This window comes from Mycolicibacterium brumae (assembly GCF_025215495.1).
Taxonomy (GTDB): Bacteria; Actinomycetota; Actinomycetes; order Mycobacteriales; family Mycobacteriaceae; genus Mycobacterium; species Mycobacterium brumae.
In genome coordinates this window covers 3713001-3724107 of the sequence record NZ_CP104302.1, presented here as the reverse complement: position 1 = coordinate 3724107, position 11107 = coordinate 3713001, and the positions used below count along the sequence as shown (strand labels likewise).

Below are 11107 nucleotides of genomic sequence, written 5' to 3'. Positions count from 1 at the left end.
GTCCGGGTTGCGGCGGCGTGACGCTCCTGTGGACCCTAACAGCAGCCACCAGGGTAGTGGTTGCGACCGAGAACGCTGCAATCAAGCCCGCCGCAGGGCCCCCGAGCGGGCATTGGGCAAGATGGTTGCGTGGCAGATCGAGCGGCTGACGGCGCCGCGCCCGCCGAGGTGGGTGGGACGCGCGGCTTCCTGCCCGCCGTGGAGGGGCTGCGCGCCTGCGCCGCGATGGGCATCGTCTTGACCCACGTCGCGTTCCAGACGGCCGCGGCCAGCGGCGCCGGGGCGCGGGCGCTGGCCCGGTTCGATTTGGCGGTGGCGGTGTTCTTCACGCTGTCCGGGTTCCTGCTCTGGCGCGGCCACGCCGCCGCCGCCCGCGGCCTGCGGCAACGACCGCCGACCATGCACTACCTGCGGTCCCGGATCGTGCGGATCATGCCCGGCTACCTCGTCGCGGTGGTGGTGATCCTGTCCCTGATGCCCGACGCCGCGGGAGCCAGCCTGACGGTGTGGCTGGCGAACCTGACCATGACCCAGATCTACGTGCCGCTGACGCTGACCGCCGGGCTCACCCAGATGTGGAGCCTGTCGGTTGAGGTCACCTTCTATCTCGCGCTGCCGCTGCTGGCGCTGGCCGCCCGGCAGCTGCCGGTGCGCGCCCGGGTGCCGGCGATCGTCATCGTGTCGCTGCTGAGCCTGGGCTGGGGATTCCTGCCGATCCCGCACCCGGATGGGTTGAGCCCGCTGAACTGGCCGCCGGCCTACCTGAGCTGGTTCGGCGCCGGGATGCTGCTGGCAGAGATGACCGTCAGCCGGGAGACCTGGATGCACCGGCTGGCCCGACGCCGGGGCTGGATGGCGGTGATCGCGCTGGTCACCTTCGCGGTGGCGACCACCCCGCTGGCCGGCCCGGAGACGATGGACCGGATGGTGCACCACTTCACCGCGCACACCGCCGTCGGCGCGATTCTGGCCTGGGCGCTGCTGGCTCCGCTGGTGCTGGACCGCCCGGACACCGAGCACCGCATCCTCGGCAGCCAGACCATGGTGACGCTGGGGCGCTGGTCCTACGGATTGTTCGTCTGGCACCTGGCCGCGTTGGCGATGGCGTTCCCGATGCTCGGGGTGTTCGCCTTCTCCGGGCATTTCTTCCCGGTGTTGGTCCTCACGCTGGTGTTCGGGTTCGCGATGGCGGCGGTCAGCTACGGGCTGGTGGAACAGCCGTGCCGGCAGCTGCTGCGCAACTGGGAGCGCCGTCGCGCGCAGGTCCCGGCGCTGGACAGCTCCGTCGACGACACCCCGGAGCCCGCCACCGCGCACTGAGGTTCACGTCCGCCGACCCTCGCTGAACCGCACGGCTCCTATGTGGCGGTTCCAGCTTCGTCTCGGCTCCGCAGGCTCCGCCGACCCTCGCTGAACCACACGGCGCTGGCCGCCAGCAGGCCCAACGCGATGAGCGCCAGTAGTTGCGGGCCCCAGGAATGCCCGATGTAGCCGTCCACCGAGCGCCACGGATACCGCGACAGCACGCAGCCGGCCAGGATCATCGCCGTCGGCGTCCCGACGAGGGGCACGACGCGGGTGGCTCGGGGCCGGTCGCGCAGCAACCGCAGCGTCGCCAGCGCCAACCCGAACACCAGCGTCCCGGCCGGCCCGGAGATCAGCGTGCCGACCACCAGCACCCCGAACACCGCGCCTGCCCGGGGCATCCAGGTCGACGGCGGCACGCCGGTTTCCCGGCGGCGCGCCGGCCACAGCGCCAGCAGTGCGAGCAGCGGCAGCAGCGCCAGGCCGCCGATCAGCCCGGCGCGGTACGGCGTGTTCGACGGGAAGCTCAGCGTGACCGGACCGGACATCCCGGCCGGCACCACCCAGCCCTGTTGCCAGCCGTTGACCACCACCGGGGTCAGCGCGGACCCGTCGGCGCCGCGGGCGATCCAGCCGGGGCTGACGCTTTCCGGGATCACCAGCGCGCGCGGCGCGGTCGACGGCGACACCCGCACCTCGCGGTGATCGGGCCCCCACACCCCGGTCTGCGCCGGCTCGGCCTTGCCGGTCGGCACGTCGGCGGCCAGCGGGGTGTCCAGTCCGACGCCGTCGACGACGAACGCCGGGCCCGGGCTGACGATCAGTTCCTGCTCGCCGCGCGGCAGCGAGATCGGCGCGGTTCGGCACGGCTGCGCCGGAATCGGGTCGCCGGCCAGCAGCGCGCCGACCGTGGTGCGCACCGAGGTTTGGATGAACTCGCCGGCCACGCCGATCACCGGGCCGTCACCGCAGGCCAGTGTGACGACGCGGTCCCGATTGGCCGCCGCGTCGGCCGCGGCGATCGGGGCTCCGTGCGGCGTCAGCGCGGTCACCTCGGCCAAGCCGGGCGGTTTCACCTGGTCGAAGCCCAGGGCGGTGCGGTCGATGACGTCGTTCCACTCCAGGATGCTGACCCGGACGGTGTCGGTGACCCGCGGTTTGAGGTTGACGGTGGTGGCCTCGTCGGGGTCGAGTTCGCGCACCTGCGGCCCGTCGCCGAGGTCGATGGCGACCAGCGTCGGATGGGTGGGCAGGTCGGCGGCGCTGGGGGTCAGTGTCAGCCCGCCCACCTCGGCGGGTTTGGGCAGCCGCAGCGTCAGGGTGGGCCGGCCGTGCGAGTGCACGATGCGCTGCGGCGCGGTCCAGGAGGTGCGGGGATCGCCGTCGGCGGCGGCGTAGGCGGTGCCCAGGATGTCGACGCCGTCGGCGTCGCCCTCGGCCCAGGCGGCCCCGGGCGCGCGCACCAGATCGGCCAGCCGCGGCCCCTGGCGCGGCCGCACCCACACGGTGGGGTCGACGTCGACCGGGTCGGTGACGGTCAGCGTGCGGCTGAAGTTCACCGGCTCCTCCGGGGACACCGCCATCGACGCCGCGCAGTGCACCGCGTCGGGGGAGTCCGCGCAGCCGGGCCGGCCGAGCAGTTCCTGGCCCAGATCCCACCCGGCTACCTGCGCGCCGCGCGGCGGGCCGGGCACGTCGAGGGTGTGCCGGATGTTGACCGGGTGGGCGTAGCCGGAGGCGTCGTACTGAGTGACCGACAGGTCGGTGATGCCGAACTGGACCCCGGAGCCGCCGTCGTCGGTGCCGGTGGCGGTGATCCGCACCCACGGCGTCTCCCCGTAGGGCAGCGCGACCGTCAGCGGCTCGCCGGGCTCCTCGAAGCGCACCGAGCTGGTGCCGTTGATCGTGGAGATCTCCAGCCGCCGGACCTGCGCGCCGATCGCGGTGCCGCTCGGGGTGACGGTGATGGTGGCGTTGGTCACCGGGTGGTCGAAGTCGATCTGCAGCCACTGGCCGAGCGCGGCCTGCAGCGCGCTGGACACCCAGGCGGTGCCGCTGTCGCCGTCGATGGCCGCCGCCGGGCCGGTGGAGGGGGCGACGACGGGCAGTGTGGTGGCGTCCGAGGAGGAACTCGACGCGGTCAGCCGGCCGCCGGACCAGTTCGCCCACACCGACCAGGCGCCCGGCGCCGGGTAGTCCGGCACCCGGTTGGAGGTGTGCCGGGTGTCGCCGCGGGCTCGGGCGGCCGACGAGTGGTCGTCGACGCGGCCGTAGTCGGTCTCCCGGGCGACCGGGGTGTCGGTGATGGTGACCAGCGGGTTCGGCAGCCCCGCGGCGGTGGCGTCCTGGCTGAGCAGCACCGGCCCGAGCGGGGTGCGATGCTGCAGCCGGCGGCGTTCGTCGATCCGCAGCAGCGACTCCGGTCCGCCGTCGACACGCGCCATGGTGTCGATGTCCGCCAGGTACGGGGCGCCGGCGTTGTCGGCGGTGGTGACCCGGTAGATCTCGATCGCCGGGTAGTGCGGCCGCAGGCCGCTGTCGGTGACGAAGCCGTCGAGCAGCCCGGGGCCGACCTCCTCGCCGAACTCGGCGACCTTCTCCAGGCCCGCGGAACCGTCGACGGCGCGGTGCGCCAGGATCGGCCGGGCCGAGCGGGAGCTGTCCGGGTCCAGGTCGTTGCGGAGCACCAGGTAGGAGATGCCCTGGCGGGCCAGGGTGTCGGCCATCCCGTCGGACGGGCGGCCGGCGGCCAGCAGCCGCTGCACCGAATCCAGCGCCCGGATGGTCTGCGGCGGGTTCAGTGGGATGGAGTCGCGCACCCCCCACGGCGTCATCGACAGCACCTGCATGGGTTCGTCGTGGCTGTTGCCCCACACCTGGTTGGCGAACGGGGCGCCGGGCGCCACCAGCACCCGGCCCGGCGTGGGCTCGCCGGTGTTGTGTTCGGCCAGCCAGGCGGCGGCGTCCGACCAGTAATCGGGGATGGCGTCGAAGTCGCCCGGTGGGACCAGCCGGCCGGACCAGGCCAGCGATGTCGCCGCGACGATCGCCGCCAGCGTCACGATGCCGACGGTGATGCGCCGGTCGTCCTCGGGGTGGGCGAAGGCGCGCCGCCAGACCGGCCGCGGCGCGCTGCCCGGCAGCGGTATGCGGCCGAGCAGGTGCGCGATGCCGAGCACGACGGGGATCCGCACCACCGGCTCCAGTTTGTGCACGTTGCGCAGCGGGGCCCCGGAGCCGTCCAAGAACGCCTGCGTCATGCCGGCGATCGGCGAGCCGAGGGCGCCGGAGTAGCCGACCGCGATCAGGGTGATGCCGACCAGCAGCATGGTGATCAGCCGGCCTCGGGCGGGCATGGTGGCCAGCGCCAAGCCGGCCAGGCCTGCGGCGACGACGATGGTGGTGGCCAGCACTCCGACCGCGCCGGTGACCAGTGACGCGCCGGCCGTCGCGTCCGGGGACACGAACGGGGTCCAACTGCTGGTGCCGCGCAACACCTCGGTCAGCGACGCCCACCGGGTGGTGACACCGGCGGATTCGATGAAGTCCAGGAACGGCGGGCTGATCCGGCCGAGCAGCACCAACGGGATGACCCACCAGGTCACCGCGAGCGCGCCGGCCAGCGCCCACCAGCCGGTGAAGCGCCACCACAGCCGGTTCGGCCGCTGGCTCAGCCACCAGATCACCGCCGGCAGACAGGCCATCGCCGTCGCGACCGCGTTCACCGCGCCCATCAGCGCCAGCGCGACCCCGGAGCGGGCGGCCAGCAGTCGCAGCGACGGCCGATCGGCGCCGCCGTGCCGGAACGCCAGCACCACCGGCAGCAGCACCCACGGCGCGAGCATCATCGGCAACGTCTCCGAGGAGATCGAGCCGAGGGTGGTCAGCGCACGCGGGGCCAGCGCGAACGCGCAGCCCGCCACCACCCGGGAGCTGGTGGTTCCGATGCCGAGCGCTTCGGCCAGCCGCAGCAGGCCCCAGAACCCGACGACCAGCAGCAGCGCCCACCACAGCCGCTGGGTGATCCACGGCGGGATGTTGAGCAGGTCGCCGACCAGGAAGAACGTGCCGTGCGGGAACAGGTAGCCGTAGGACTGGTTCTGGGTCTGGCCGAACGGCAGGTCGCTGTTCCACAGGTTGGCCGCCCGGCTCAGGAACTGCAGCGGGTCGATGGCGAGGTCGAGCTTGGTGTCCGGGGAGATACGTCCGGGGGACTGGGCGAAGGTCAGGACGAGCGCGATGGCGCTGACGAGCCACAACCAGCGTCGGGACAGGCCGGGCGGGCATGCGAGCGTCGACCCGCCCGGAAGAGTCGGCATGCCGGTGGAGCCAGAGGCTATTTGCGTTCGCCGTATTCGACGCGGTTGAGCACGGCGGAATCGGGATTGCCCGCGGTCACCGGCGGTTTCGTGTCCTGCTGAACCATCAAGGTGGCGCCGAACACGGAGGCGGCGCCCAGCAGCAGACCGACCAGGATGCTGGCGGCAGCTGGCACCACGAACCGGGACATGGCAGCTCCTTCAGCATCAGAAAAACCCTGGGGTGTTCGTGGGCCAACCTAGCAGATCGCCCGATCGGCGCTGGTCGCCGCCGAACCTCAGGCCTCCGGCGGCACGATCAGCACCGGTCGCCCGCCGTGCCGCAGCACCCGGTCGGCGACGCTGGACTGCAGCAGCGACCGCAGTCCGGTGGTGCCGCGGGTGCCGGTCACGATGAGATCCGCGTCCAGCCAGTCGGCGGCGTCGATGATGGTCCGCCAGATGGTGCCGCGCAGCGACACGCACAGCGCCTCGGCGGACAATCCGACCGTGCGGGCCAGCGTGATGCCCTCGTCGCTGGTGTGTTTGGCGTCGGCGAACGCGATGTCGACGTCGTCGGCGTCGCCGGGGTCCGGAGGCCCGTCGAGGTCGAAGCTGACCTGATCCCCGGGCTGTTTGATGGGTTCCCACACGGTGACGAGCACGGTGCGTGTGGGCGCCAAGAACTTGGCCGCGTAGCCAACTGCCCGTCGCGCCCCCGGTGTGCCGTCGTAGGCGATCATCACGACCGTCATCGCCTTCGATTATCACCCAGGACGCTCGTGGGGCAGGTCACAAGGGTCCGACCGGTTAACATTGCGGTCATGCCGACACTCTTCGATGCGGTGAAGCGCGCCCGCAAGAGCCTCCGCCCCGCCACCGTCGCCCTGAGTTTCCTGGCCGTCCTGGTGCTGACCGTCGCCGTGGTGGTCGGTCTGCAGAGCCGTTCGCCGCGCACCTCGGCGCCGGTGGCCGCCGCCGACCCGGCCCCGCAGAGCGCGGACGTGCGTCCGGCCGCGAACACCGTCGGCAACGTGCCGCAGGCCCCGATGTGCGACGCGATGCCGCTGCGCGAGCAGCTGGCGCAGCTGCTCATGGTCGGCGTGACCGGGGCGGCCGACGCCCGGGCCGTGGTCACCAACCACAAGGTCGGCGGCATCTTCATCGGCAGCTGGACCGACCTGTCGATGCTGGGCGGACCGCTGGCCGAGATCAAGGCCGCCGCCGGCGCGACCGGACTGGCCGTCAGCACCGACGAGGAGGGCGGCCGGGTGTCCCGGCTGAAGTCGGTCATCGGGGTGCAACCGTCGGCGCGCGAGCTCGCCGCCACCAAGACCCCCGAAGAGGTCCGGGCGATCGCCGCGGACCGCGCCCGCAAGATGTCCGGGCTGGGCATCACCATCGACTTCGCGCCGGTGCTCGACATCACCGCCGGTGACGCCGACGGCGCGATCGGCGACCGGTCCTTCGGCGCGGACCCGAACACCGTCATCGAGTACGCGGGCGCCTACGCGGCCGGCCTGCGCGACGGCGGGCTGCTGCCGGTGTTCAAGCACTTCCCCGGTCACGGCCGGGCGTCGGGCGATTCGCACACCGGCGGCGTGACCACCCCGCCGCTGTCGGAGCTGGAGGCCACCGACCTGGCCCCGTACCGGGCGCTGATCCCGTCCGGCCCGGCCGCGGTGATGATCGGGCATATGAACGTCCCGGGTCTGACCAACGGCGAGCAAGCCTCGTTGAGCCCGGCCGCCTACGCGCTGCTGCGCCAGATGGGCTTCGGCGGGGTGGCGTTCACCGATGACATCTCCTCGATGCAGGCCATTTCCGATCAGTACGGGGTGCCCGAGGCCGCGTTGAAGGCGCTGCAGGCGGGCGCGGATGTGGCGCTGTGGGTGACCACCGCCGAGGTCCCCGCGGTGCTGGATCGGCTGGAGGCCGCGGTGAATTCCGGTGAGCTGTCGTCGGCGCAGGTCGACGCCGCGGTGCGCCGGGTGGTCGCGATGAAGGGCGGGCACCTGCCCTGCTGACGCCCGTCGCGCGCGTTTCGGTCTGGGTCTGACCTGACCCGTTGGGCTCCGGAACGGGTAACTTACTCTGGAGTCAGATAAGCGGAGTGAGAGGTGGGTGCCGATGGCCGGCGGAACCAAACGGCTGCCACGTGCCGTCCGCGAGCAGCAGATGCTCGACGCGGCCGTCCAGGTGTTCTCGGTCAACGGCTACCACGAGACCTCCATGGACGCGATCGCCGCGCGCGCCGAGATCTCCAAGCCGATGCTTTACCTGTACTACGGCTCCAAGGAGGACCTGTTCGGCGCGGTGCTCGACCGTGAGCTGCGCCGGTTCATCGAAGGGGTGGCCGCCAACCTGGATTTCGGCCTGCCGGCCCGCGACATGCTCGCTACGGCGCTGCCCTTGTTCTTCAATTACATCGACGCCAATCGCGCGTCGTGGATCGTGTTGTACACCCAAGCCACGAGTTCGCAGACGTTTGCGCACACGGTCCGGGAGGGGCGCGAGCGCATTATCGACCTGGTCGCCCAACTGTTGTCCGCCGGAACCCGAAATCCCGAGCCGGGCACCGACTTCGAGCTCACCGCCACCGCGCTGGTGGGCGCCGGTGAGGCGGTCGCGAACCGGGTCAGCGCCGGGGACGTCGACGTCGACGACGCCACCGCGTTGCTGACCAACCTGTTCTGGCGGGGGCTCAAGGGCAAGCCCGCCGCCGGCTAAGCGAGGGGCCTGCTGCGGGCGGGCCTGCCTGCCGCGAGCGGTAGGTCGGCGGCAGTGACCGGCCTGCCACGAGCGGTCATCGAGTGAGACGTGATGGCGGGTTGTGAGAACTGGTGGCGGGGCCTTTCATCGACTGAGACGTCAGGTAGGCGTTTGAGAACTGAGGTAGCTCGGTGAGACGTGAGGGCGGCGATCTTCATCGAATGAGAAATAGGGGCGGGGGTTACTCGCACAACGTGTCCCTGATTTCTCAATCGATGAAAACGCCCGCCGCCAGTTCTCACGGAGGTGCCTGAGTTCTCACCAGCCGCCGACATTTCTCAGTCGATGGCCTGCGCGCCAACACTTCTCACTAACCGACCAGGGTTCTCACTCGATGTGAGAACCCTGGTCAGGCTCGATGTGCGAACCCCGGTCTGGCTTAGAGCCCGCGGACGGTCCCGGTCAGGTGCGGGTAACCCTTCTTCAGGTTCCGCAGCGCGACATCCCAACCCGGCGCATCCCCAGCGTCGGAAGAAGTTTCGGTGTAGACGCCCACCGATGCCGGCAGCAGGATCGGCTTGCCGAACCGCACCGAGTACTGCACGGCATCCGGGATCTGGGCCTCGATATTGGCGAGGACCGCTGCGGCGCTGAACATTCCGTGCGCAATCGCCGACGGGAACCCGAACAGCTTCGCGCCGAGGCCACTGGTGTGGATCGGGTTGTGATCCCCGCTGATCGAGGCGTAGCGGCGGATATCGCCGCCGGTGATGCGCAGGATCGCGTTCGGCGGCGGCAGTTTCGGCTGCTTGGCCGGCGCCGGCTTGGGCTCACCGGACAGGCTGGTCCGCTGTTGATGCAGGAATGTGGTGACCTGACGCCAGGCCAGCTCGTTGCCGACCTTGACCTCGGAGATCAGGTCCACCAGCAATCCCTTGCGATGCTCGCGCAGGTTCTCGGCCCGCGCGGTGACGCCCAGGGTGTCAGTGACCGAGATCGGCCGATACCGGGTGATGACGTTCTCGGTGTGCACCGAGCCCATTGCGGCGAACGGGAAGTCGAAGCCCGTCGCCAGAGACATCATCGCCGGGAAGGTCAGCACGAACGGATAGGTCAGCGGCACGGTGTCGCGGTAACGCAGCCCGGTGACCGACGCGTACTCCGCCACGTTCTCCCGGTCGATGGTGATGTCGTCGAGCTCGACCGTGCGGGTGGTCAGCTCGGCGCTGCGGGAGATCACCGGCAGCGCGCCGACGGCGGCGCGCAGCATGTTCGCCAGGTTGGACGGTTGCTCGCTCACCTCAGGCTCCGATCATCGCCTGGCCGCAGACCCGGACGGCGTTGCCGGTGACGGCGTTGGAGGCGGGGCTGGCGAAGTAGGCGATCAACTCGGCGACGTCGACCGGCTGGCCGCCCTGGAACAGTGAGTTCAGCCGTCGGCCCACCTCGCGGGTGGCGAACGGGATGGCCTCGGTCATCTTGGTCTCGATGAACCCGGGGGCCACCGCGTTGATGGTGATGTCCTTGGCGGCGAGCTCGGGGGCCAGCGCCTGGGTCAGGCCGATCATGCCGGCCTTGGTGGCGCCGTAGTTGGTCTGGCCGCGGTTGCCCGCGATGCCGGCGATCGAGGACAGGCCGACGATGCGCCCGCCGGCGCCGATCACGCCGGTGTCCACCAGGCCCTGGGCCAGTCGCTGCGGCGCGAGCAGGTTGACCGCGATGACCGAGTCCCAGCGGGCGTCGTCCATATTGGCCAGCAGCTTGTCGCGGGTGATGCCGGCGTTGTTGACCAGCACGTCGGCGTGGCCGTCGTAGTGCTCGGCCAGGTGCGCGGTGATCTTGGCGACGGCGTCCTCGGCGGTGACGTCCAGCGCCAGCGCGGTGCCGCCCACCTTGGCCGCGGTCTCGGCCAGCGCGTCGCCGGCCTGCTCGACGTCGATGGCGACGACCTTGGCGCCGTCGCGGGCGAACACCTCGGCGATGGTGGCGCCGATGCCGCGGGCCGCGCCGGTGATGATGGCGACCTTGCCGTCCAGCGGCTTGTCCCAGTCGGCCGGGGCGGTGGCGTCGGCGGCGCCGACGTAGAACACCTGGCCGTCGACGTAGGCCGACTTGCCCGACAGCAGGAAGCGCAGGGTGGACTCAAGCCCCGTCGCACCCGGGCCGGCGTCCGGGGACAGGTACACCAACTGGGCGGTGGCGCCGTGCTGAAGTTCCTTGGCCAGCGAGCGGGTGAATCCCTCCAGCGCGCGCTGGGCGATCCGCTCGTCGACGCTGCCGGCGAGATCCGGGGTGGTGCCGACGACGACGATCCGCCCGGACGGGGCGACATTGCGCAGCAGCGGGGTGAAGAACTCGTGCAGCGCCTTCAGGCCGACCGGGGTGGTGATGCCGGTGGCGTCGAACAGCAGGCCGCCGAACTTGTCGGCCCAGCGTCCGCCGAGGTTGTTGCCGACGATGTCGTAGTCGTCGGCCAGGGCGTCGCGCATCGGCTCGGCGATCCGGCCTTCGCCGCCGATCAGCAGCGGGCCGCCGAGGGCGGGGTCGCCGGCGCGGTAGCGGCGCAGCGTCTCCGGCTGCGGGACGCCGAGCTGCTTGGCCAGGAATGCGCCGGGGGCCGAGCCGAACACGGTGGAGTAGACGTCGGACGGAATCTTGGGGGCCACGGAAGCTGCCTCTCATATCGCAGTGGGATGCGGTCGGGTACTAACTTACTCCAGAGTAAGGACGGTGGGTAATATGGCCCTCGACTAGAGAGCCACGGCTCACAGCGAATAGTAGGGAGAATTCTC

General features: G+C 71.2%; 8 protein-coding genes. 3 read left to right on the top strand and 5 right to left on the bottom strand.

Features of this window, described 5'->3' with window-relative positions; genetic code table 11:
* The first annotated feature begins 129 nt into the window (after positions 1–129).
* Complete coding sequence (locus L2Z93_RS18130; protein ID WP_090588811.1) at positions 130–1320, top strand: acyltransferase family protein; 1191 nt, start codon at positions 130–132, stop codon at positions 1318–1320.
* A 38-nt stretch (positions 1321–1358) separates the two neighbouring features.
* On the opposite strand, the gene L2Z93_RS18125 is transcribed toward L2Z93_RS18130, so the two are convergent.
* The 3 genes from L2Z93_RS18125 to L2Z93_RS18115 all read right to left on the bottom strand — a co-directional run bounded on the left by L2Z93_RS18125 (position 1359) and on the right by L2Z93_RS18115 (position 6358).
* Positions 1359–5624, bottom strand: coding sequence for an alpha-(1->3)-arabinofuranosyltransferase (locus tag L2Z93_RS18125; protein ID WP_090588810.1), 4266 nt, complete (start codon positions 5622–5624; stop codon positions 1359–1361).
* A gap of 17 nt (positions 5625–5641) precedes the next feature.
* Complete coding sequence (locus L2Z93_RS18120) at positions 5642–5815, bottom strand: DUF2613 domain-containing protein (RefSeq protein ID WP_090588809.1); 174 nt, start codon at positions 5813–5815, stop codon at positions 5642–5644.
* A gap of 87 nt (positions 5816–5902) precedes the next feature.
* Complete coding sequence (locus tag L2Z93_RS18115) at positions 5903–6358, bottom strand: universal stress protein (RefSeq protein WP_090588808.1); 456 nt, start codon at positions 6356–6358, stop codon at positions 5903–5905.
* Positions 6359–6427: 69 nt separating this feature from the next.
* Here L2Z93_RS18115 and L2Z93_RS18110 point away from each other — a divergent pair, with 69 nt between their 5' ends.
* Together L2Z93_RS18110 and L2Z93_RS18105 are read left to right on the top strand one after the other, a co-directional pair.
* Positions 6428–7630 (top strand): glycoside hydrolase family 3 N-terminal domain-containing protein, encoded by a 1203-nt coding sequence (locus tag L2Z93_RS18110; protein WP_090588807.1) that lies wholly within the window; start codon positions 6428–6430, stop codon positions 7628–7630.
* A 103-nt stretch (positions 7631–7733) separates the two neighbouring features.
* Entirely contained in the window at positions 7734–8333 is a 600-nt protein-coding gene (locus L2Z93_RS18105) for a TetR/AcrR family transcriptional regulator (RefSeq protein ID WP_090588806.1), read from the top strand.
* A gap of 421 nt (positions 8334–8754) precedes the next feature.
* On the opposite strand, the gene L2Z93_RS18100 is transcribed toward L2Z93_RS18105, so the two are convergent.
* On the bottom strand, positions 8755–9615 hold the full coding sequence (locus tag L2Z93_RS18100; RefSeq protein ID WP_272938670.1) for a MaoC/PaaZ C-terminal domain-containing protein: 861 nt from the start codon (positions 9613–9615) through the stop codon (positions 8755–8757).
* Position 9616: 1 nt separating this feature from the next.
* Entirely contained in the window at positions 9617–10981 is a 1365-nt protein-coding gene (locus L2Z93_RS18095; RefSeq protein ID WP_090588805.1) for a 3-oxoacyl-ACP reductase, read from the bottom strand.
* Between the last annotated feature and the right edge of the window lie 126 nt (positions 10982–11107).

Bases quoted from the DNA above. Each gene is read 5' to 3' on its own strand.
- L2Z93_RS18110 (WP_090588807.1), top strand. From the start codon at position 6,428: ATGCCGACACTCTTCGATGCGGTGAAGCGCGCCCGCAAGAGCCTCCGC.
- L2Z93_RS18115 (WP_090588808.1), bottom strand. From the start codon at position 6,358: ATGACGGTCGTGATGATCGCCTACGACGGCACACCGGGGGCGCGACGG.
- L2Z93_RS18125 (WP_090588810.1), bottom strand. From the start codon at position 5,624: ATGCCGACTCTTCCGGGCGGGTCGACGCTCGCATGCCCGCCCGGCCTG.
- L2Z93_RS18120 (WP_090588809.1), bottom strand. From the start codon at position 5,815: ATGTCCCGGTTCGTGGTGCCAGCTGCCGCCAGCATCCTGGTCGGTCTG.
- L2Z93_RS18105 (WP_090588806.1), top strand. From the start codon at position 7,734: ATGGCCGGCGGAACCAAACGGCTGCCACGTGCCGTCCGCGAGCAGCAG.